24 protein-coding genes are annotated in these 22,367 nt (G+C 53.0%); 17 read left to right on the forward strand and 7 right to left on the reverse strand.

The features are described from left to right. Nucleotides 1–58 precede the first annotated feature (58 nt). From SH302x_RS14270 to SH302x_RS14285, 4 genes are read left to right on the forward strand one after another with little or no spacing between them, the layout of a single operon-like run. Nucleotides 59–574, forward strand: a complete 516-nt coding sequence (locus SH302x_RS14270; RefSeq protein ID WP_479363077.1) for a fatty acid desaturase CarF family protein — start codon at nt 59–61, stop codon at nt 572–574. Then, nucleotides 571–954 carry a hypothetical protein gene (locus SH302x_RS14275; RefSeq protein WP_479363078.1) on the forward strand — a complete coding sequence of 128 codons (384 nt, stop codon included), beginning with the start codon at nt 571–573 and terminating at the stop codon, nt 952–954. The genes SH302x_RS14270 and SH302x_RS14275 overlap by 4 nt, the downstream gene beginning before the upstream one ends. Next, nucleotides 951–1,379, forward strand: a complete 429-nt coding sequence (locus tag SH302x_RS14280) for a hypothetical protein (RefSeq protein ID WP_479363079.1) — start codon at nt 951–953, stop codon at nt 1,377–1,379. The genes SH302x_RS14275 and SH302x_RS14280 overlap by 4 nt, the downstream gene beginning before the upstream one ends. Further along, nucleotides 1,376–1,942, forward strand: coding sequence for a hypothetical protein (locus tag SH302x_RS14285; RefSeq protein ID WP_479363080.1), 567 nt, complete (start codon nt 1,376–1,378; stop codon nt 1,940–1,942). The genes SH302x_RS14280 and SH302x_RS14285 overlap by 4 nt, the downstream gene beginning before the upstream one ends. Before the next feature lie 35 nt (nt 1,943–1,977). Here the strand turns inward: SH302x_RS14285 and SH302x_RS14290 are convergent, their stop codons facing one another. After that, nucleotides 1,978–2,175 (reverse strand): hypothetical protein, encoded by a 198-nt coding sequence (locus tag SH302x_RS14290; RefSeq protein WP_479363081.1) that lies wholly within the window; start codon nt 2,173–2,175, stop codon nt 1,978–1,980. Between the two features lie 50 nt (nt 2,176–2,225). Between SH302x_RS14290 and SH302x_RS14295 the strand changes: the two genes are divergently transcribed. The 4 genes from SH302x_RS14295 to SH302x_RS14310 all read left to right on the forward strand — a co-directional run bounded on the left by SH302x_RS14295 (nt 2,226) and on the right by SH302x_RS14310 (nt 7,404). Continuing rightward, the gene (locus tag SH302x_RS14295) at nt 2,226–2,642 is read left to right on the forward strand and encodes a hypothetical protein (RefSeq protein WP_479363082.1); all 417 of its coding nucleotides are present in this window, start codon (nt 2,226–2,228) and stop codon (nt 2,640–2,642) included. A gap of 52 nt (nt 2,643–2,694) precedes the next feature. Beyond that, the gene (locus tag SH302x_RS14300; RefSeq protein ID WP_479363083.1) at nt 2,695–3,195 is read left to right on the forward strand and encodes a hypothetical protein; all 501 of its coding nucleotides are present in this window, start codon (nt 2,695–2,697) and stop codon (nt 3,193–3,195) included. A 238-nt stretch (nt 3,196–3,433) separates the two neighbouring features. After that, the gene (locus tag SH302x_RS14305; RefSeq protein ID WP_479363084.1) at nt 3,434–6,613 is read left to right on the forward strand and encodes a phage tail tape measure protein; all 3,180 of its coding nucleotides are present in this window, start codon (nt 3,434–3,436) and stop codon (nt 6,611–6,613) included. Beyond that, nucleotides 6,613–7,404 (forward strand): hypothetical protein, encoded by a 792-nt coding sequence (locus tag SH302x_RS14310; protein ID WP_479363085.1) that lies wholly within the window; start codon nt 6,613–6,615, stop codon nt 7,402–7,404. The genes SH302x_RS14305 and SH302x_RS14310 overlap by 1 nt, the downstream gene beginning before the upstream one ends. Here the strand turns inward: SH302x_RS14310 and SH302x_RS14315 are convergent. The 3 genes from SH302x_RS14315 to SH302x_RS14325 are packed head-to-tail and all read right to left on the reverse strand — an operon-like array spanning nt 7,365 to nt 8,737. Then, nucleotides 7,365–8,384 (reverse strand): hypothetical protein, encoded by a 1,020-nt coding sequence (locus SH302x_RS14315; RefSeq protein WP_479363086.1) that lies wholly within the window; start codon nt 8,382–8,384, stop codon nt 7,365–7,367. The genes SH302x_RS14310 and SH302x_RS14315 overlap by 40 nt on opposite strands. Before the next feature lie 14 nt (nt 8,385–8,398). Continuing rightward, the gene (locus tag SH302x_RS14320) at nt 8,399–8,560 is read right to left on the reverse strand and encodes a hypothetical protein (RefSeq protein ID WP_479363087.1); all 162 of its coding nucleotides are present in this window, start codon (nt 8,558–8,560) and stop codon (nt 8,399–8,401) included. Between the two features lie 42 nt (nt 8,561–8,602). Then, entirely contained in the window at nt 8,603–8,737 is a 135-nt protein-coding gene (locus SH302x_RS14325; RefSeq protein ID WP_479363088.1) for a hypothetical protein, read from the reverse strand. A gap of 335 nt (nt 8,738–9,072) precedes the next feature. On the opposite strand from SH302x_RS14325, the gene SH302x_RS14330 reads away from it, so the two are divergent. The 9 genes from SH302x_RS14330 (at nt 9,073) to SH302x_RS14370 (ending at nt 16,030) form a co-directional block, all read left to right on the forward strand. After that, the gene (locus SH302x_RS14330) at nt 9,073–9,840 is read left to right on the forward strand and encodes a hypothetical protein (protein ID WP_479363089.1); all 768 of its coding nucleotides are present in this window, start codon (nt 9,073–9,075) and stop codon (nt 9,838–9,840) included. Between the two features lie 181 nt (nt 9,841–10,021). Continuing rightward, nucleotides 10,022–10,594, forward strand: coding sequence for a hypothetical protein (locus SH302x_RS14335; RefSeq protein WP_479363090.1), 573 nt, complete (start codon nt 10,022–10,024; stop codon nt 10,592–10,594). Continuing rightward, nucleotides 10,572–11,942, forward strand: coding sequence for a glycosyltransferase family 25 protein (locus SH302x_RS14340; protein WP_479363091.1), 1,371 nt, complete (start codon nt 10,572–10,574; stop codon nt 11,940–11,942). The genes SH302x_RS14335 and SH302x_RS14340 overlap by 23 nt, the downstream gene beginning before the upstream one ends. Nucleotides 11,943–11,947: 5 nt before the next feature. Then, nucleotides 11,948–12,385: a hypothetical protein gene (locus tag SH302x_RS14345; RefSeq protein WP_479363092.1), complete on the forward strand. Its 438-nt coding sequence runs from the start codon at nt 11,948–11,950 to the stop codon at nt 12,383–12,385. A gap of 3 nt (nt 12,386–12,388) precedes the next feature. Continuing rightward, entirely contained in the window at nt 12,389–13,144 is a 756-nt protein-coding gene (locus SH302x_RS14350) for a glycosyltransferase family 2 protein (RefSeq protein WP_479363093.1), read from the forward strand. After that, complete coding sequence (locus SH302x_RS14355) at nt 13,137–13,865, forward strand: glycosyltransferase family 2 protein (protein ID WP_479363094.1); 729 nt, start codon at nt 13,137–13,139, stop codon at nt 13,863–13,865. Before SH302x_RS14350 ends, SH302x_RS14355 begins: the two co-directional genes overlap by 8 nt. Beyond that, complete coding sequence (locus SH302x_RS14360; RefSeq protein WP_479363095.1) at nt 13,862–14,881, forward strand: hypothetical protein; 1,020 nt, start codon at nt 13,862–13,864, stop codon at nt 14,879–14,881. Before SH302x_RS14355 ends, SH302x_RS14360 begins: the two co-directional genes overlap by 4 nt. Further along, on the forward strand, nt 14,853–15,665 hold the full coding sequence (locus SH302x_RS14365) for a radical SAM protein (protein ID WP_479363096.1): 813 nt from the start codon (nt 14,853–14,855) through the stop codon (nt 15,663–15,665). Before SH302x_RS14360 ends, SH302x_RS14365 begins: the two co-directional genes overlap by 29 nt. Further along, nucleotides 15,662–16,030 carry a hypothetical protein gene (locus SH302x_RS14370; protein ID WP_479363097.1) on the forward strand — a complete coding sequence of 123 codons (369 nt, stop codon included), beginning with the start codon at nt 15,662–15,664 and terminating at the stop codon, nt 16,028–16,030. The genes SH302x_RS14365 and SH302x_RS14370 overlap by 4 nt, the downstream gene beginning before the upstream one ends. Nucleotides 16,031–16,456: 426 nt before the next feature. Here SH302x_RS14370 and mgtE read toward each other — a convergent pair whose 3' ends face one another. The 3 genes from mgtE to SH302x_RS14385 form a co-directional block, all read right to left on the reverse strand. After that, nucleotides 16,457–17,764, reverse strand: a complete 1,308-nt coding sequence (gene mgtE / locus SH302x_RS14375) for a magnesium transporter (RefSeq protein WP_479363098.1) — start codon at nt 17,762–17,764, stop codon at nt 16,457–16,459. A 191-nt stretch (nt 17,765–17,955) separates the two neighbouring features. Further along, nucleotides 17,956–21,060: an efflux RND transporter permease subunit gene (locus tag SH302x_RS14380; protein WP_479363099.1), complete on the reverse strand. Its 3,105-nt coding sequence runs from the start codon at nt 21,058–21,060 to the stop codon at nt 17,956–17,958. An 18-nt stretch (nt 21,061–21,078) separates the two neighbouring features. Next, nucleotides 21,079–22,323: an efflux RND transporter periplasmic adaptor subunit gene (locus SH302x_RS14385; protein ID WP_479363100.1), complete on the reverse strand. Its 1,245-nt coding sequence runs from the start codon at nt 22,321–22,323 to the stop codon at nt 21,079–21,081. Nucleotides 22,324–22,367: the final 44 nt, after the last annotated feature.

Raw genomic sequence — 22,367 nt, forward strand, 5'->3', positions numbered from 1 at the left:
TGCGTCCATTCAAAGTGGTTGTCTCTCGTTTCTATGCTCTAGGACACAAGTCTGCACTATGTTTCATTGGATTGGATACTTGCTGTGCTGCTATTTGTCAGCGGATCTTTTGGCTGGCTTCTGGCATTGGTGGGAAGATCGTTATGCGGATGTGAAGTGGCCATTGATTGGCGATTGGATTGCCAAGCCCAATCAGCTGCATCATGACCAGCCTTTGGCATTCCTAGATCAAGGTTATTGGTCTCGCAACTCAACAACGATCATTCCCGCAGCGATCGCGTTCTTGCTGACGGTACCGCATCCAATCTGTGGAGTATTTGTGTTTGTGAGTCAAGCAAACGAGATTCACGCTTGGGCTCATAGCAAGGGAAAGGTCGCCTCATGGATCGACGCACTGCAATCGATAGGTTTGTTGCAATCTCCAAAGCATCACGCACAACATCACATTGATCCATTTGAATCGAAGTACTGCGTGATGACTGACCTGCTCAATCCACTGCTTGATCGACTCAAGTTCTGGAGACGACTTGAGTGGATTGTTGAGCGAACGCTGGGAGTTGTTCCAAACAAATGAGCGATCTACTGAAGAACGGCCAGGAGTGGCTTGCCTCAAAACTCACCCAACACGCATCTCGTCAGGTCGTATATCGCCGAGGAGAGCTGGGGGCCACGCTCCAAGCAACGATTGGCAAGTCGATGTACGACCAGGACGATGGCGAAGGCATCGTGACTCGCAGCCAAGTCCGTGATTTTCTGATCGATACCTATGCCCTACTTTCCTCGATTATCGGAACGTTGCCACGCCGCGGTGACACCATCGTGGAGATCGATGGCGACCACACCTTCATTTTTGAAGTGATGGCCCTCGGTGGTGATCCACCTTGGCGCTACAGCGACCCATTTCGTTTGAAACTCCGCATCCACACCAAACAAATCGAATCCCATCCGTCATGACGACCGTTATACAAGTTGCTGATAGTGTCACCGCCCAGCTCAATGCCGCCGAGTTCGACTTTGAATTCGTGGCCGAACGCATGTACGTTCCAAACTTCGACCTCGAAGACATGAAGGAACTCCGCGTAACCGTTGTGCCTCGCGATGTTGAGCTATTCCCTCACGACCGCGCCCACAACAAGTACCACTGCCGCGTTGATGTCGCGGTACAGAAGAAGTTCTCCAAGGGAACCAACGAGGAGATCGATCCGCTGGTTGATCTTGTGGAAAAAATTGCCGACGAGTTTCGCTTGAAAAGGCTCGATTCATTTCAAGCCGCTCGCTGCGTGAAGGCCGAGCATGCCGTTCTGTACTCCAGCGAACACTGGGAACAACTGCGTCAGTTTACAAGCTTGTTGACCCTAACCTTTGAACTGGCGCGATGATCAAGATCACGGTCCGAACTCAATTCGATAAGCAGAAGCTCAAGAAGAAGGCGGAAACAGCGACCTTCACTTCTCTGAGCGAAGCTGGCGGTGCAGTTCGAAAGACAGCCAAGCGGAGCATTCGGAAACGTAAGAAGGCATCGAAGCCTGGAAGCCCACCGAATACACAGACAGGCATGCTCAAGCGAGTGATTCGCTACGACGTCACCAACAACCGAACCGTTGTAGCGATCGGCCCTGTGAACGAGATCGCTGGACAGATCTGGAACTTGCATGAATTCGGTGGCGTGGCAACCAAGCGTCGCAAGCTCAAGCCTCATCGATTTAAGGTTGGCGAGCATGGTCCAATCCGTGCCATTCAACACGGAAGCAAGACCAAGTTTGCGAGGATTGAACTGCGAACCGGGGCTCAGGCGAATCGAGCCACTCGTCTAATTGCAGAAGAGAACGAGCGACGCAGTGACAACAAGCCTCGCCATTATCCCAAGCGACCATTCATGAAGCCGGCACTGGAAGCCAATCGGAGTCGACTCCCCACGTTCTGGGCCAACTCAGTCAACTAAACCTAGCATTTTCAGAAAGCGAGGTATGCGATGAATCATAGCGGATTGTTTTGGCCACTTCGAAACTCACGAAGAGCGGCCTGTGCGGGCGATTCGAGCTTTCCCAACATCGCATCTTTCTCAATTTGCTCATCCCAACGGTCGCCGTCAAAACGCAAGAACCATTTGCGAAACTCTGAAAGCTCAGCGGGCGGTAATTTCGCGATGGTCTGCTCTAGTTCATGAAGTGTCATTTTATCCTCCTTAGTTCCTGATCCACCATTTTAGAACACGAGGTGCCATCTTGCCAGAAGTAAGACTTGGTCTCGAAGCCGTCCTCACCATTGACGGCGTCGAGATCACCAACGTCAAGGATTTGACCGTCAGCCTCGAGAAGGCCGAAGCGGATGCCAGTACACGTGCCAATAACGGTTGGCGTGCTACTGTGGGAACGCTCAAAGATGCGTCCATTGAGTTCACAGTGCTCAACAAAGAAGGTGACTCGGCCTTCGGTTTACTTCAAGGTCTATGGAGCAGTGGCGATCCTTGTGATGTCGGCATCAGCGACGCTGGTGGAACGCTCACACTGACCTGCGAAGTGATGAACTTCAATGTCAATCAAAACCTGGAAGAGGTCATCTCCGCTGATGTGACTCTCAAGCCGACGCAGTCGAGTTCCGGTGGTGGCATGAATGTGGGACCTGGCTTGGCCGGTCCTTGATCGCTGGCGTTGTCGTTCGAAATCACGGATTAGTTGTACTCAGGGAGGCATCATGCAGAAGTTTGTAGACCGCGCCGGACGCATTTGGATTGTGGACATCGATAACACGACGCTGCGCCGCGTGAAGACTCTTACCGGAGTGCATCTCCTTGAAGCGATCGACGGTGATTTGATCACGCGACTCTCGACCGATCCGTTGCTCCTGGGCGATGTGCTCTTTGCAATCTGCAAGCCGCAAGCGGACCAGCAGCAGATCACCGACGAAGCCTTCGGCGAAGGTCTCGCTGGCAATTCGATCGATGATGCAACGGGCGCACTCCTCGAAGCACTGATCAACTACTTCCCGGAGTCGCGACGCCGCCTTCTGCGGAAGGCGGCCGAGAAACAGAAGCTGATCGAGACTCGGGGAATCAGTGCGATCGAGAAGCGACTGGACGATCCGAACTTGGTCGACAAGCTCGTAGAAGATCTCGAACGCAAGCTCGCTGTGCCGACATTGAGCGACTCATCGTCCGACTTGCCGGCATCGTCGGAGTCGATCCAGGTCCCTTAACACTTCGCCAACTTGTGCTGATGGCCGAGGCCAGACGCCAACACGATTGGAATGTCGCGAGCACGATCATGGCACTGATGGCCGAAATGAACCGTGATCGCAAGAGGCGTCGCAAGCCATTCAAGCCCGACGACTTCAATCCTTACGCAGAGCAGAAGCCGATTGTTGCTCGCGGAACTGTTGAGCAAGCAGCTGCGATGCTCGGTGCTAACTTTCAACCAAGAACGTCAGAGTCGCCATGTCCCAAGTCAGAGCTGGAGGAGCCTACATCGAGTTGACCGCGAGGAGCGCCCAGTTCCTCAAGGGTCTTGAAGCTGCGCAAAAGCGGCTCAAATCGTTCGGTGCATCCACGCGACTGGTTGGCACCAAGCTCACTGGCCTTGGTGTCGCAGCGGCGGCACCTGTGGGAGCTAGCCTCGCCGTTTATACGAGTTTCGATGATGCGATTCGGGCCGCTGGTGCAGCCGCCAATGCAACCGGCGCGACATTGGAATCGCTGCGTAACAAAGCCAAACACCTGGGAGCCACAACCAGCTTCTCGGCCAGCGAGGTCGCTTCTCTGATGACCGAACTCGGGCGAGCCGGTTTCTCTCCCAAGCAGATTGAAGAGATGACCGGTGCGGTCATGAATCTCGCCAGAGCCACTGGGACGGATGCAACTGTTAGCTCTGGGATCATGTCAGCCACGATCCGTCAATTCAGCTTAGAAGCGACCGATGCTGTGCGCGTCTCCGATCGATTGACCGCAGCGGCGAACATGTCTTTCAACTCCGTCGAGTCTCTTGGGGAAGCGCTGCAGTACGCTGGTCCCGTGGCAGCTGATGCCAACATGAGCCTCGAAGAAACACTGGCTATTCTTGGAACGCTCGGAAACCTCGGCATTCAAGGTAGTGAAGCCGGTACCGCGTTACGTCGATTGCTCACCCTGAGCGCGGCAGAGTCTGAGAAGTTTAAAAAAGTATTCGGCGTTGCGACTAAGGATGCCCAAGGGAATGCTCGCGACCTCGTGGACATTCTTGGCGAAGTTGCCGCTGCATCGGCCAACATGGGAACTGGTGATCGCGCCCAAGCCTTCAACGAGGTCTTCGGTTTGATGGGCATTACCAGTGCTTCGGCCATTGGAAAGACGGTCACCGACACCAAGAAGCTGCTTGCCGACCTGAAGAAGTCAAATGGCATCGCCGACAAGACCGCACGCGATATGGATGCTGGGATCGGTGGCGCGTTCCGAATCTTGAAAAGCTCGATCGAGGGCGTTGCCATTGCGATCGGCGAATCGCTCGACCTCTCGGTCACAAAGATGATGAACGCAATCTCTCGGGCTCTTTCCGGCCTGATTGAATGGATTGGCAAGAACCAGGAAGTGGTCAAGAAGGTCGCTCTCATAGTTGCCGGTGTCGTTGCTGTCGGCGCGGCTTTCATAGGTATCGGTAGCGCTGCTGGCGTGGCTGCGTTTGCTGTTGGTGGCCTAGCATCGATGTTCTCGCTGGTCGGCACCGCAATTGGTGTGCTGGTGACCATGATCGGCGCGCTGTTTACACCTATCGGACTAGTTGTCGCTGCAGTTGCCGCACTGGGTGCCTACTTCATCTACTCGTCCGGCATCGCTGGCGAAGCGATCGAGTATTTGAAAGGCGTCTTCGAAACGCTGAAGGCTGACACGATCAAGGCCTTTGGTGCGATCGCCAATGCACTGGCTGCCGGAGATATCACCGCAGCAGCCAATGTTCTGTGGACCTATCTCAAGCTCCAGTGGATCAAAGGCACAACCTATCTCAAAGGAGTGTGGGCCGATTTCACCAGTTACCTTTCCGATGTTTGGGGCGACACCGCTTATGCGATTGGCGATGTGCTTATTAGTGCCCTATCAGGACTTGCAAGCGTATGGAATGCGACGCTCGGTTTCATGGCAGATGGTTGGACAATCCTCACGACCTCGGTACAGAAGGGGTGGAACTCGACAATCGGATTTCTGAAAAAGGGATTCATTCGATTGCGTGAGCTGGTGGATATAGCCGGCGATGTTTCTGTGCAGATTGGTGGCGTGCTCATCAATGCGCTTGCAGGCGTAGAGACCGCCTGGGTCGAAACCATCGACTATCTCGCTGACACTTGGTCGGTGTTCGTCGCCCAAGTCAAATCGATGTGGAACTCGACCGTCGGCTTTCTGCGCAAGGCCTGGATCAAGCTGAAGTCGCTATTCGATGACGATGTGAATGTCGAAGTTGAAATGGCCAAGATCGACAAGGAGATTCGAACAGCCGACGAAGCTGAAGAAAATAAGAAACAGCAAGCCATCGCCGATCGCATGAAGCGGCGCGACGCACGCAAGCAACAGATCGAATCCAATCGTGTTCAGATGCAGGAAGGGATTAAGCAGCAACTTGAGGAACGTCGCAAGGCACGCGCTGGTCGTGACATTGATGCCGAGATGGCGGTCATCGATCAAGAGACCGAAGCCAAGAACCAAACCGTTGATGCGTCCAAAGAAGATCAGTTCAAGCAAAACGAGGCCGCAGGTGGGGCACGACAAAAGACCATCGATGACACGACCGCTGGCGTTCAAAAAACCCTTGATCAAATGCGTGAGGAAGCTCGCATTGCCCGCGAAGCCGGTCGCCAGTCGCCAGAAGATCGCGCCAAAGAGCGTGAAGAGCAAGTAGCAGCAGCCCAAGCGGAGTTCGATGCGGCCGTAGAAACAGCCAACGCAGCCAAGCCCCAAGAACCAACCCAAGCCAAAGAACCTGGTCCTCCGCTTCCTGATATGCCAGCTCCTCCGAAGCCCGGCGCACTGAAGGTTCCCAAGGTTGAAGTGGATGGCATCAAAGATCCAAAGCTGAAGCCGCCCAAGAAAAAGGATCTTAAGCTTGGTTTGGATCGGTCTGCCAAAGATTCAATGGATCGATTCTCTGATGGCCCCGAGGAACCGACTGAAAAAACAGAAGCGGCTGGAAACTTCGATAGTCGTGGACTCGGCCTTGGTAGTGGTGCATCGCTCATTCCCGTGATCGAGCCTCCTGATCAAAAGGACGAGGTCGATCCGGACGGCGTCGATGCTGACGTGAATGCCGATGCTGACGCAAATGATCCAGAACAAGAAGTTCCAGAAGTCGAACCGGAACTCGGTCTGCAGCCAATGGACGCTGAAGTATCGTCGCCCGAGGATTTCATAGAACCAACGGTTGAGGATCAAGAACCATCGCTCAATCTCGAATCGATCATGGCATCCTTTGCAGCGGTTCGGGTGCGTTTGGAGGAATTCGATGCTGCGCTATCTCAAAGCGTCGCGCGGCTGCAAATGCCACAAGTCGCCAGCGAAGGTCTCTCGGATGATGTGAAGCGAGCCATCATTCAAACCGCTGAGAACACATCTCAGCTTGCCGAACGCGCACGCACGGGAGGCTTCGTGTTTAGCTGATGGGATTCTCAACTGGTGGATACAACTTCGAACTGGCTGCGCTATCCAAGAAGGCGACGCGTGGCAAAACAACCTCGGACACGTTCGTCTATGTCGGCACCAACGGTAGCTCTGTCGATCCAGCAGCCGCGGCGAGTGCAGTACTGGCCTACTATCGAGCCACCCAGCGAGATCTGATTCCCTATCTTCAGGTTGATGGCGAGTACATCAACGATAAACATGCTCTAGTAACTGCTTCGATCAACAAGACCAAGCTCGATCCAGTCTCATTCAATACTACTGGGGCATCGACTCATCTCAATCAATCCCTATTCACACGTGGAATCTATGCAGCGCCTGGCAAGATCCCTCCGAACTATCGCGGTGCAATCGGTGTGAGCGACTCGGGCGTTGCCGGCGTCGACGTGACTGTTCCTGCATTCGAGTTTTCTGTCCGCAAGAAATTTGAGTTTGTCTCGACCGAATACCTTCTCGCGATGGTAGCCATGACAGGGCGAGTCAACTCGACTGGCTGGTCGATCTTTGCGCCAGGTGAAGCCTTGTTCCTAGGTGGGGAAGGTGGCGAGGATGAACAGAACTGGGTTGATGTGACCTATCACTTCGCGGCTCGCCCCAATGAAGCAAACCTGAGAGTTGGAAACATCAACGGCGTGGCCAAGCGAGGTTGGGACTACCTCTGGGTCAAACATGGTGAAGAGGTTGTCGGCGATCGAGTCTTGCAAGTTCCTGAAGCGGCTTACGTCGAACAGGTTTACCCCGAAGCGAACTTTAACGCATTGGGGATCGAGTAATGGCGAGGCGTGTTCGACCAGGCGAGAAACTCAATATCACGGCAGCGGAATACAACCGTCTGCTGGCAGCGGCCGATGCCATCGCTCGTGATCGACTCTCGGGTGGCGGAGGAAATCGCACCCACGTTCGCGACGCTGCCACCGTTCGCGTTCACTATCAAAGTGCGACCACTGTGCCCATCGGTGGAATCCTCGGTTTTAACGCCCCACTCGGCGATCCTGACGTCGACAATACTGCACTTGCTCGCTTTGTACGTGACGCAACGATCCAGTCGGTGTGTCCAATCGCCGACGAACACACAGGTCGATTCGGTGTGGCAATCGAGCCGATCGCCGAGGACAAAGTCGGTCGAGTGGTATTCGCCGGCGTCGTCGCTGCCCGTGTGAATGTTCGAGAGACGTGGCATCCATATGCCGATGTCGCCGACGCGGGAGGAACGACTCTCCAATCGAAGCCAAACGGATCGGCTCAAATCCTGTGGCGACGTGATCCAAATCAATCGGGCATCCAGTGGGCTGTTGTTCGCGTTGGAAAACCAGCCGATCCCGCGTTCCTTGTGAAAGTTCCGAGCGGTGGTATCCCTGCTCGCACTGGTCTTGCGACTGGTGCAGCCAATTGCGACCTCTTTCAGCTCGATGATTCTGGGACCATTGAACCAGTTCGAAAGCCGAACGGCCAAGGCGTTCGCATCATCGCTCGCAACCCTAGCGCCCAGCGCATTCGAGGTCCGGTTTCCAACTACGAAGGTGATCAGTATCTCAGCGTCACCTACGATGGCAATCGATCCTGGATCATCGACCCGCCCAAGCAAACGTTGCTCTGCAAGCCAGTATCTCGTCTTAAGGCGAAGAGCTGGGGCATGGCTCGTGAACTTCGATATGCCAATGGAATTTGGGCACCGATCGGAGTGAAGGTCGCGGTCTACAACGTCTGCGACTATGCACTTCTGACAAGCCAGCAGATCGTGTGTCACTTTCACGAGGACACCAGCGCCTACTTAACCATCGGATGCCGATGCTGTGAGGGAAGCAGTAGTTCCAGTTCCAGTAGCGGATCGTCATCATCGTCATCATCGTCATCATCGTCATCATCGTCATCCTCGTCGTCTTCAAGCAGCTCAAGTAGTAGCTCAAGTTCGAGTTCGAGCAGCAGCATTTCGAGCTCGTCATCGAGTTCCTCGTCATCCAGTAGTTCGAGTCAATCGTCTAGCTCTTCCTCGGGCTCTAGCAGTTCGTCGAGCATCTCGAGCTCATCGTCGCCGTCGTCCAGCAGTTTGAGCATGGGCTCAAGCAGCAGCTCATCGAGTCCATCCTCATCAAGCAGTTCAAGCATCTCGTCCAGCTCATCGAGTACTTCTAGTTCGCCTAGCTCTTCGAGCAGCAGCTCATCGGTAAGTTCATCGTCGAGCGATAAGTCAAGTTCCAGCTCTGCTTCGTCGTCATCAAGTCTAAGTTCATCCAGTCTCTCATCTTCGAGTTCCTCCGCATCCAGTTCGTCCGATTCAAGCTCCTCCGCTTCAAGTTCGAGCGATTCAAGCCATTCATCAAGTTCTGATTCATCCGCGTCCAGCGATTCATCAAGTGATTCAGATTCAAGCGAATCGCAATCACTGAGCGAGCCTTCGTACTCGAGCAGTTACTCGTCGAGCGGATCAAGCTCTGCGTCGAGTGATTCAAGCCAATCCAGTGGTTCCAGTGGATCAAGCTCCAGTGAGTCTGACTCAAGTCAATCGGATTCGAGCGAATCGGTTTCCAGTCAGTCTGAATCGAGTGAATCGGATTCCTCTCGCGGAAGCGAGTCGTACTCAAGCGATGCCAGTTACAGTCATTCCTACAGTGCCAGCTACTCGGGATCATCCAGTGGGAGTGATTCCAGCCAGAGCGATTCGAGCGGTAGCGACAGTAGTCAATCCAACAGTTCGGATAGTGAATCAACCAGCTCGGAAAGCGAAAGCCAATCGGAGAGTCGATCGGACTCGCAAGATCCAAGTAGCGAGAGTGACTCGGTACCGAGCTATTCGTGGCCAAGCTACTCGGTGCCCAGTTACTCCAGTGGTAGTGGTTCCGCTTCTGCGAGTGCTTCCAGTGAAAGCGAAAGCCAGAGCGAATCGGAGAGTCAGTCCGAAAGCGAATCGGACAGTCAATCGAAATCCGAAAGCGAACCATCAAGCGGTCATAGTTCGGAAAGTCGATCAAGTAGCGATCGCCCAAGTTACAGCGAAAGCTACAGCGTGCCATGGTCAACCAGTCAATCAGCCAGTGGTTCTGCTAGTCATTCGCAAAGCGATTCGGGCAGCGGATCGACAAGCGGATCTGAAAGTGATTCCTCGCCATCAACCAGCGATTCGCGAGATCCATCTACCAGTGACTCAAATGATCCGTCAACAAGTGATCCCCCAGATCCATCCACGAGCGAATCGGATCGCCCAAGCGTAAGCCATTCCGATAGCGAACCGCCCAGCGAACCTCCTCCATCCGAAAGCAGCACGAGCGAACCATGCAATTCAACTTGGATTTGGTCGTGCGGCTGGCAGCTCCTCGAGAGCGACTGTCCTGAAGTTGGCGACCCGCCAAGTGGCTCAGGTGGATTCGATGGTGAAGTTGTGGAGGTGGCAGCATGATCCATTGTCCCAACCTAACCAACGACAACCGATGCCAGGTTGCTGGTCACCTAGCCGATTGCTCAGTGCAAGCTTCATCCAGCGGTTGCCGAGCCTGCAGCGAGTGCTCGAATCCGCAAGCGGTCAATCTAGTGACGATCGGTATGGCCATTGTCAACAAACGTCGACGAAACCAGAACGTCGACGAGCTCAAAACGTTGTTGAAAAGCTACCTGCCCAATCAGGAAGAACCCACGACGCTGCGGATGGCTGCCTACAAGCCAGGTCCCGGCAATGAACTTCGCAAGATGCTCGCTTGGTTTGCAAGGCCAAGCGACACCTGCAAGTGTGAGACCCGCGCCGAGACCATGAATGATTGGGGCGTGGAAGGATGCCGTACGAATCTCGACACCATTATCGAATGGCTTTTGGAAGAAGCCCAACTCAGAGGATTACCCCATGGAAAGTTTACTAGAACCATCGCCAAGTCACTCGTGCTCACTGCCATCCGCCGGTTTGAACGTAAGTTCCCAGACGGTGCACCCGAGCCCAACGAAGACGATCCAGATGCCGACGAAGAAGATCGTTGAACGTTGCTTCCTGATGAATCTCGATCGCCGCGATGATCGATTGCAAGAATGGATGCAACAACTACCGCAGCCGTGGCCATTCCCAGATGTTGAGCGATTTGCTGCCATCGATGGTCGAAGACTTGCGACGCCTGAGCAGTGGCGTGCCGGCAATGGTGCCTGGGGCTGCTATCGTTCGCACTTGCTGATCCTTGAAAAATGTCTGCTCGAAGGGATCGACTCGTATGTGGTCTTCGAAGATGACGCAGGGTTCGTTCCCGACTTTGTGGAACATCTCAATGCGTATGTTCGCGAACTTCCTGAAGACTGGGGACTAGCTTACCTCGGAGGTCAGCACCTTTACGCTGCCAAGCATCCGCCCAAGAAGATCAGCGACCGTGTCTACCGACCTTACAACGTCAATCGTACGCATGCATTCATGGTGCGTGGTCGCGCAACGATGAAGGCACTCTATCGTCACCTCAATTGGAATGACTGGCATCTGAAGCATCACATCGATCATCACCTGGGGCGATTGACTCAGCGGCGATACGAAGCGCTGGTACAAGGTAAGAACGTCGAGAAAGAATCGATTCCGGTTTACACACCGGATCGCTGGCTAGTTGGTCAGCTTCCAACCAAATCCAACATCTGCGGTCGCAAGTGGACCCAAACCAGGTTCTTCAACGATGCCAAGAATGCCGACCACAGCGACGCTCCGTTCTTCGCAGTACTGGGACCGCATCGCAGTGGCACCAGCTGCGTGGCAATGGTCATGCATCATTTGGGCGTTCACATGGGCAACGAACTCGGTGGCTACGAGGCAACTGGAGGTGGCGAGGCGATTGGGCTAGCGAACCTCTGTGAAAAGGCGATGCGATTCCCAGCGATCGATCCCAAGATCCCTGACGGTCAGCTCGCCAAGCAACTCAAGGCCTGGATCGTAACTCGCAAAGCAGAAGCCATTCGCGATCGAACTGTCGCTGGCGGTAAGTATCCGCATCTCTGCCGATTCGCAAACCACCTCTACGAAGCCCTCGGTAACTCGCTGCGAATCATCGCAGTCGATCGCCCAATCGAAGCCTCGATTCGATCCCTTCAAGATCGAAGTAGCCGACATCCAGGCCAATGGTTCGCAGCCGGCGATGACGCCTGCGACAAACTCCAGCGTTCGCTTCTGGAACATCGCGAGAAGTTCATTCAAGAACATCCCGAAGTTCCCGTCCATCGGATCAACTTCGCCAAGCTTACTGAAGATCCCGAAACGGCGATAAATGAACTGATCGCGTTCCTCGGCATTGAACCCACTGCCGAAGAGATCGATTCGGCGATCGCCCATGTGAACCCGGAGTTGAGGAAGTTCGGATGACACCCGTGGAAGACGTTCTTGCCAAGATTCGACATCGATACCTCATTATCGGCTCCGGCGCACTTCGCTTGCATGGGATCGATTGGGAAGAAGGCGATTTAGACATTTGGCTTGATCCCAATCTATCCGATGAGGACTGGCAAGCGTCTGTCGATGATGCCGCTGGTTCTCTCAAGCGACCTTGGAAGCGAGGCGAGCCAGACGGTTCGGGTGGTCTGCGTGCATCAACTCGCATCGCCTGCTCGCCACCGCTGGACGTGATGCGTGAAGTCATGGGCTGCACCGCAGAGGACTTTGAGAGGGCCTTCGATAACTCGCTCATCTCGTTCTACGGCAACGTCGCACCACTGAACTCGATCATGCACATCAAACGCAGCGCGAAGCGTCTCAAAGACTATCGCCATGCCATCAAACTTGCTCGCAAACTCCTTAACGCGTGGTGAAACATGGAAGCAACAGTACCCATTCAAGACATTACCTTTTGCATTAAGACCATTCATCGGCCTTGGGCCTGCCATCGACTCGTCCAGTCGCTTCGAAAGGAGTTCGGCGAGCCCAAGATCGTCGTTGTTGACGACGGTCTTCCCGAACATTGGTTCTCGCGAAAGTATCCCGAGACCGCCAAACACTGCAAAGTGATTGATCTCCAGCAGCACGATGTTGGCGTCGGCATTGGACGCAACACAGCAATCGACGCGGCAGAAACCGAGTTCATCTTTCTGCTCGACGATGACCAGATCGTAACGCCCGATCTGCATCTTGACCGAGTCTACCAGCGGTTCATGGAGTACGACCTCGACATTCTGGCTGTGCGGCAAGGAGATGGCGGCCGGCCGATGCTCTTCAGCCCGCTCATGAATGGCACCAGGATCTGGATGCATCGCGGCGAACGCAAACGCATCGGCGAAACCTGTTGGTGCGACATGGTCAGCAACGCATTCCTAGCGAGGCGTGACACGATCGCCCGTGTTCGCTGGGATGACGAGATCAAAACATACGAGCACTGGGAGTTTTTCTATCGGGCGTCCCAGATCGAACATCTGCAAATTGCCGTGGCACTCGATTGCTCGGTAGTCCACGACCACGTTGCAGCTAAGCCATACGGAGCACTGCGAGCCCGACCCAAGTTCCGTCGATTGGGGCTTCGTAAACACGGCTTTGATTCACTCCGTTATCCAGGAGGAGGTATCGTTCATGCGTGATCGCGTCACATTCTGCATCAAGACCATCCATCGCCCTCATTGCTGTGCGAATCTGGTGCGCAGCATTTACGAACACTGTGGCGATGATCGTCCGCTGATCTACGTCCTCGACGATGGGAAGCCTGAACTGCGATTTTCGCAAGTCTGTCCCGACGAAGCGGCAATGGTCGATCGACTGATCGAAACCGAATACGACATCGGCTTATCGGCTGGTCGCAATCGCCTCGTGGAAGCGGCTCAGACGCGCGTGGTGATCTTTTCAGATGACGATCACGTGGTTGGTCCACAGACTCGGCTGAATGATCTCGTTCGAAAGTTCGAATCGAGTCGCCTGGATCTATTGGCAACACTTAGTAAGCAACCCCATCGCCCGAATCCAGATGGAACACCGAGGCTGCTCAATTCGTCAGGCGGTGTGCTTCACATTCCTCGTGGCGAGTATCGACGCATCGGCGACATTGCCGAGTGCGCATTCGTTTGTAACTGCTTCGTAGCACATCGCGACATCCTGCAGGCGATCCGTTGGGATGAAGACCTCAAGGTAGATGAGCATTGGGACTTCTTCTGGCGAGCCAAGATTGCCGGCGTCAGGGTTGGCGTGGCGATGGACCATGTCTTCCCGCACATCCACGTCGATCCACCGGCTTACAAGCGACATCGACCAGTGTTCTTAAGAGCTGCACTTCGTAAACACGGATTAAGGAAGGTACTTTGGAAATGAAACGAGTCATCGCAATTCTGGATCTGTCACCACGCCGTGCGGTACCGACCGTACGAGAGAGTGTCGAGGCGGCTGCCGAGAGATGGAACGTCGAGCTGCATTGGATTCGACGTCCTCTGCAACCATGCCATCCATTTTGGCAGAAGATGTTCGTCTGTGGTGATGTTGCAAAGCGGTTCGGTCCGTCGCATGTCCTGCAAATCGACAACGACATGGTTATTCGCAGCGACTGCCCATCACCGTTCGCGTTGGCTCAGCCTGGCCAGTTCGCAATGGTGGCCGAACGGCAGTGCGCCCAGAACCGAATCGACAACGGCGGGTGGCAAAAGACTGCGCACGAGATTTGGGCGAAACGCTGTCGGCTCAAACCCGCGCCGACCTGGATGCATCCAAACGGTGGATTGTATTTATACGACACCGAAACGTTTGCTCGCATGTTCGAGCGAATCATCCAGTACTTGATCGTCACCTTCGGAGCCAACGATCAAGCAACCGACGAATCGCTGATCATCAACCAACTGTGGAACGATCACGCTGAGACGATCACTTTCCTACCTCCGGATTTCAACGTCAGCATGTTGCAGACACCCGAGTGGGCAACCAATCCAGTGATGCAGTCCTTTGTCTACCACTTCATTGGTCCCAGCAAGCCGCATCTGGATCGCTGTCACTGGCAGCGAAGCAATCCACCTGAGTTGCCATTTCCTGAAAACCGCCAATCGATCGAACTGTTAAACGAGTGGAAAGACAATCCACCAGCGAGTTACGACATAGGCTCAATCTTCCGCCCAGATCTCGCAGCGAACCTTTTGGCTTTATATCCGAAGCTGCTCGTTTCAGGAACCTGGTCCGATGAGCTGACGATTTACGACGAAAGACTGACGAGCTTAGATGAAACGTTTGCATCTCACTTGGTGCTAACTCGGTTTCTCATCCGTCTCGGCGTAAATGCTCGTCGATTCAAACTTCGGATCAAGGAGGGCGACGATGCAACGCTTCAGCTTGCCCGCTCTTGAGTATCACGTTGCTCATGGTTGCAACTTGTCCTGCCAGCAGTGTAGCCACTACAGCAATTTTCACTTGGCCGGCAGGTTGCCAACGCTGGCTGACGCGGAGTCCGAGTACTCGCAATGGTCGCATCGACTTAAGCCTGCGCGATTCGCGCTACTCGGCGGTGAGCCACTCCTCAACCCTGCGATTTTGGAACACATTCAATTCGCTCGACAACACTGGTACGACAGTGAACTGATGCTGGTCAGCAATGGATTCTTTCTGCTCCGATTCCCAGAGTTGCCCCAGGTTCTCGTTGATACTGAGTGCCAACTTGAAATCAGCCAGCATGGTACGCATCAAGACTACCTCGAACGATTCCGCGAGGTGAAAGCGATCGTGTGGACTTGGCGTAAGCAGTATCCCAAGCTTCGCATCAACATTCGCAAGTCGCACAAGGGCTGGATGCGGCAATACGACGTCATCGATGGCAAGCCGATGCCGTTCAATTCCAAGCCAAACGCCGCATATCGCGTCTGTATGCAGCGAACATGCACCCAGCTTGTGAATGGCTGTCTCGCTAAATGTCCCGCACTCGCATATTGGCCACAGCTAGAGACAAAAGCCCGCCTCGAATCCATTTCGGAGTGGGATTTGTTCCGTAGTTACGAAGCTTGCCCACCAAGCGCGAGCGACGACGAGCTTCGCTCATTCCTCGAAACAAAGTCGATTCCCCAGTGCGCGTTGTGTCCTAGTAGACGCGTCGCGTTTCGTCATCCCAGTCCCTTGCAAAGGAGTAACTTGCAATGATTGATAGGTTCAAGCCCAAACTACCTCGTTTGCCATATCCATTCATTCCACCCTTCGATCCGCCGTCAGAACAACCACCCTATGTTCCACCTAAGAATCCTATTGGCGAAGGCGGAGGATCACCAAGCGAAGACCCAGGCCCACGTCCACCATGGTGGCCGGAGGATTGGCCTTGGCCGCCTCCACCGGATGAACCTGTGGTTATCGAAGCGCCTCCTCCACTCCCCAACATCGTCTGGCCGCGGCTCCCACCAGATCATCCCTATCACCTGCCACCAGGTTATCACTATCCCGACAATTTGCCCGAAGGCCATCCAGGACACTATTACCCTGGCATGCCACCGTATCCGGTGATCTCGCGGTGAACCGAAGTCAATGCGTCATGAAACGCAAAAGCTTGAGCGTCTCGTAATTGCGTAGCTGATCAAGAACCTGCGTGCAGTACGGTGAGCGGCATACCACCTGTGGAATTCACGAGTCGCTGTGCTGCTTCAGTTACGGTTGCGATTTCAATCCAGCAGCACAGCGATCCTATACGTCTTTCTCAAACATTACTTTGATAACACCTGGACAAAAATGGGGCACATAACTGACATCGAGACCGGTGTGCCTGGAATTTTATCCATGGGATTGTATTCCCCCAGGAGATATTTTTCGCGTTTCGATTGCGGCCTGGATCGCAACGAATTCGCCGATATTGTCCATCGTGACTAAACCTAGATCGGTCAGGCTGCATAACAACTGCCGCCGAAATCTCTCAGAAAAAGGGTTATGCAGCCTGAAAGTCCTTATCAAATCCCGAGTACAGCCTGGGCGATAGCGAAATAGACCAGGAGGCCAGAAGCATCAACGATCGTTGTGACAAAGGGTGCACTCACGACTGCTGGATCAACACCTACTCGACTCGCAAGTATTGGCATCGTAGCTCCAACGAATGAAGAGAGTGTGCAAATGGCAATGAGTGACAGCGACAAAATCAAAGCCATGTCACTATCGAACAGCAGCCAAACCACCACGAGTGCGAAGCTTGCGAGCGTAAATCCTAACAAAAACCCAACTCTAGCTTCTCGCAGAATCACACGAAACAGATCTGCGACTTCGACTTCGTTCGTCGCAAGTCCGCGAACAATCGTCGTGGCAGACTGAGCTCCTGCATTGCCCCCTACACCAATCAACAGTGGAATAAAAAGGGAGAGAGTCACAACCTGCTCCAGGGTCTCCTCGAATGCGCTCAAAACATTCACAGTGAGTGTCGCGGCCACGGCTAGCATGAAAAGCCAGACGACTCGACTGCGCAGCAATGCAAATACAGAAACTGAGAAGTAGGCTTCTTTAAGTGGTTCCGTCGCACCTTGACGGGCAATGTCCTCAGAGGCCTCCTCTTCCAACACGTCAATCGCATCATCAAAAGTGATAATGCCAATCATCTGATCTTGATCATCAACGACCGGCATTGCGAGAAAGTCGTACCTCGCCATCATACGTGAGACTTCTTCGCGGTCTTGATCCGCGCGAACTCGCACCACATCCTCACGCATGATATCGCGAATGAGATCGTTTTGATCGGCAAGAATCAAATCGCGTAGTGATACAAACCCGATCAGTTTACGTTGGTTATCGATCACGTAGACGTAATAGATTGTTTCCTTATCAGGAGCCTGTTCCTTAAGCTTAGAAAGCGCATCTTGCACGGTTATATCCGGATGCAAGGCCGCGTAATCTGTGGTCATCACCGAACCGGCCTGACGCTCTGGAAACTTCAGTAATCGCCGAATGTCCTCTCGTTCGGCCTTTGCAATCAGAGGCAGAAGACTTTCGACAGTACTGGAATCGCATCGCTTTAGCAGGTCAACCCGGTCGTCATGGGGCATGGCTTCAAGCAACTTGGACATTTTTTCCCGGCCTACGCCGTGAATCAGTTCCTTCTCCTTCTCCGCGCTGAAGAATGGAAAAATTTCTGCTTGACGCATCTCATCGCCGTGGCTTAGCAACGCCCAGACCTCTTCGGCGTTCAGGCCCTCCGCGAAATCGGCAACGCTGGCGGGATGCAGTTCAGCAATGATTCCGGCCAAACCTGCCTTGTCATTCTCGACAAGCATCTGACGGATTTCTGGGAGAAGCAAAGGGTTTGACATAAGTAGAAATACTCTGAAAATACTAAATCGCTGGACTGCCACCTAAATCGTAAGCCTTGAAGTAACACCCGGTTCCAGCAGCTCACTTACTCAGCCGTCGTCCGATTGAGAGGGCAGTATCGCGTCAAGCTCTTGCGAATCAATCAAAAGGGCCATTATAGCGAATGCTCGGCTTGCTCGTGCACGCTCGAAAGCTTAATTCTGGGCGCAATGAGTTCGTAAAGCACCGGAACTACGAAGAGAGATAGTACCGCCGCGCTAGCTAGCCCCCAAACAATCACAGTCGCAAGCGGCCGCTGGACATCTGATCCTAAGCCGTGGGCAAGAGAGGCAGGCAGTAGCCCCAAAATAGCGACGAGAGAAGCCAGCAGGATTGGTCGTAAGCAATTCTTGGCACCTTGAACGACAGATTCACGAAGCGCTAGACCTAGATTTTGTTGTTCAGCAATCGACCGAAGCATCAACACTCCGTTCATGATCGAAACGCCAAAAAGTGCTGCGAAACCCACAGCCGTTGAGACATTCAAGTTCATCCCTCTAAAATAAAGACCTAGGATTGCCCCCACAAAGGCAAATGGCACCGAAGATAGCAGCAGCAATGCGGCCTTTTGCGATCGAAAGGTTGCGAGCAAAAGCAAGTAGATCAGCAATACCGTAGCAGGCATAACAAATGCAAAGTGCTGCTGAGCTCGCGAAAGGTTCTCGAACATTCCCAACCATGCGATATCATAGTCCTCTGGAATTTTCATTTGACTGTTGAATCGTGCCTGCGCTTCCTTGACGAAGCTGCCCTGATCGCGACCGACAATATCACAGCGAACCGTCAGTCGCCTGCGCCCATCTTGCCTAGCGACGATCGTTTGACCATCGCGTACTTCAATGGTGGCAACCTGACCTAACGGTATAGGATTTCCTGTTTCGGTAAACACAGGCAAGCGAGCGATGGATTGGGTTGAACTTATGTTGACCTTGTCGAACTTTGCAACAATATCGAAACGTCGCTCGCCTTCGAATAGCATCCCTATCGGCTGAGCACCGATTGCAGTGTTGATCAACGAGGCGACATCTTCGATTCGAACGTTAAACTGTGCACAGCGTGTGCGGTCCGGGGAAATGATAAGTTGCGGTTGCGGGCCTTCTTGCTCGATACTCGCATCGACGGCTCCCGGTACTGACTTGAGCAGTTCGAGGGCGCTCTCCCCTAGAGCTTGGAGTTGGATCGGATCAGGACCAGAAATCTCAATCGCGAGATTCGCAGATGTACCATTCGTATCTTCCGTAACGCTATCGATGATCGGCTGAGTGAAATTAAAACGAGTCGTCGGGAACTCAGTTCTCAGCCTTTTACCTAAGGCTGCAATCATTTCCTGCTTTGTATCGAACTGTTGCCAATGATCGATTGGCTTCGGTCCAATCATGGTCTCTAGTCGACTTGGCGGAAAAGGATCGGTGCCCGAATCATTTCTACCCGCTTGGCAAGAAACGAATTGGATATCGGGATACTCGAGGACAATTTCCCGAATTCGAGCAGCATATTCGTTCGTCTGTTCCAATGCCGTACCTTCCGGGAAATTGGCTCGCACCCAAATAACCCCCTCGTCCATGTAAGGAAGGAACTCAAAGCCTACCTTAGGAACTATCCGGAACGATACAAATAGGACTGCGATAATCGCCACCGCCATCGTCAACCAGCGCGCATTGAGTAGAAATCGAACGATCCATCCGTAAGTCCAAGTCATCAACTCCAAGACTGGATTGCGAATCTCCTCATAGCCATTGCGGAAAACGATGGCGATTAACGCAGGCACTGCAAATAGAGCAAAAAGAAGTGCTCCAATCAGTGCATAAACCATAGTCAGTGCCATAGGCCGGAATAGCAAGCCTTCAATGCTTTGCAGTGAGAGCAGTGGAAGGTACGCAACGATCACCATCAATACAGCGAAGAATACGGGCATCGAAACTTCGATTGCACTTTTCCCAATCGCTTCAATCGTCGAGATTTGCTTGCGATTTTTCCATCCAAGTCGTGTAGCAATATGCTCAGCCATGATAATAGCGCCGTCGACAATGATTCCAAAATCGATTGCCCCGATAGACAACAACCCTATAGGGATATTCGTGAAATACATTAGGACCAGCGCAAACAGCAGCGAGAACGGAATCGTGAAAGCTACTAGGATCGCCATCGATGGCCGTCCAAGGAATAGCAAGAGTACCAGCAACACGAGAAGGATGCCGAGTGAAACGCTGTGGGATACCGTATTTAGCGTACTATCAACAAGATATTGACGATTGTAAAATGGGTCGACGGTCACCCCCTCTGGTAGAATGTCATTATTCAGTTCATCGATAGCTTTCTTAACCGCCGACAATACCATCGAAGGATTCTCGCCGCGTCGCATCAGTACGATCCCCTCGACCGACTCGGACCGATCATCCTTGCTGTAGATGCCTGTTTGCGTAGCATAGCTCAGCTTGACAGTTCCCAGATCTCGAAGATAGATCGGGCTCCCACCAAGCGATTTCACGAAGATGTTTCCGATCTCGTTAGCCGATTGAATGGCACCAGTACCGCGTATCACAAACGACATTCCGCCACGTCGTAACACACTCCCACCAGCGACGGAGTTGTTCGTCACCACTGATTGAATAATGTCATCGAACGTCAAATTAAAGCGTTTCAGTTGTTCGGGCGTGATCTCAACAGCATACTGTTTTGCAAGTCCTCCGAAATTTGTCACCTCGGCTACACCCTGCGCGCGGAAAATACGCGGTATAACGACCCAGTCATTCAGTTCGCGCAAGGACATGAGGTCGTGCGAACCGTCGCTTCGCAATTCATAGCGATACACTTCGCCGTAGGCAGTTGCGAGCGGACCAAGCTCCGCCGAAGCTCCTTCGGGCAACTCCACTGCATTCAAGTTTTCCAGAACGCGCTGTCGAGCCCAGTAGCTTTCGATTCCCTCCTTAAAAATGAGCTGCACTACCGAAAGTCCAAATATAGTGCGAGAGCGAACTGTTTCCACACCTGGGACACTACGCACGGCGATTTCGATAGGAACGGTAACCTGACGCTCAACCTCTTCTGTCGCGCGGCCGGGAAATACCGTGATGACCTGCACTACTTCGGCAGAGATATCGGGGTATGCGTCGATCGGTTGCTGAAAGAAGGCCCAGAGTCCCGCAAAACAAATCAGCAGACTCGTGGCGACAACTAGCCAACGTTTTTGAATCGACCAAAGAATTGCACCGGATAACATCTATTTCGCTCCTTGCAATCATTGTTGGTCAGTTTGCTTGCCTGAAATGACTGATAATCGCTTCAGGACGCGAACCACTAGTGGCTTCAATAAAATTGTATGGTCGCCGATAATCTCAGAACCTTCGTCCATGACATTTTCGATCTCCACCGAGTCTATGTCACTTCCTTTGATCTGAATCGCGATCGGCTTTAGGTAAACACTTGAAGAGTCACCCGGGTCGTTTCCCTGATTCGGCAAATTGACAACCTGCAACACATAGTCGTGGTCACCTATGTGAATTACGCTCGATGCTGGTAATTTTGTCACATTCCTTTTGTCGGTTCCCAATCCAACATTGGCATACATTCCCGGTCGCAATCGGTCGTCCGGGTCATGTAGCACTACAATCACGCGCAAAGTGCGTTGCTCTGTTGAGAGGACGGGAGAAACGGAATGAACCTGCCCAGTAAACGCAACTTCAGGCAATCCGTAGAACTTGGCTTCTGCGGTTTGTTCATGCTGCACTCGATTGAGTACCCCCTCTGGAACCTCGATCGCTATCACATCCATGTCGGAAGTTGCGTTTTGTAGCCAATCCGGTTCCAAGCCAAATCGTGCCAATTTAAGTCCGAGTGTATCAAGGCTTTTTTTTGCAATTCGAATGGCGGCTTCAGCTTCGTACAAATCCTTCTTAGTCTGGAGTTGCGACTGAATCAACTGAGTTTTAAGCCCTTCTAGATCACGCGTCGTTTCAGTGCCTGTTCTTACAAGCTTTTCCATGCGTTCGATTGCTATTCTTAAACCATTCTCCGTTGCGTCACCCAATGCCTGTACCTGATTGGCTACAACTCGGTTGAACTCAGCATCCGTACGAGCACGATCCCAATCGGCATAGTTGGTCAACAATTCTTCGCTACTAAACTGCCAGAAGTCGGATTGTCCACCGGTTCCAGGACGTCGACTCGCGATGACCATTCCTGTGGTCCGAATCAACGGTTCAGTTGTTTCAGATTTTGCAACGGCAAACCGCGTCAATCGCTTGCCAAGCGGCGTATCCATTGGCACTCGAATCAATCCTTCATTTGTCAGATCGACTAGGCTGGCAGAATCATCTGTTTGCGGCTTCCGCTCCTCTGGCTTTGTCGGATGCAGAACCATCCATACCAACGCAGACACAACCAGAAGTACTGATATCAACAGTTGAGCAAAAGAGCTTAACGTTTTCCAAGAAAAACCTCCTTTTTTGGTAGGCTGTGATTCTGTTTCAGACTTGGTATTCATTTGTTTGTGCAGTGAAGGTTTCCACGAAATTCTTGTCTGTCCCG

This window comes from Njordella calcicola (assembly GCF_056494125.1).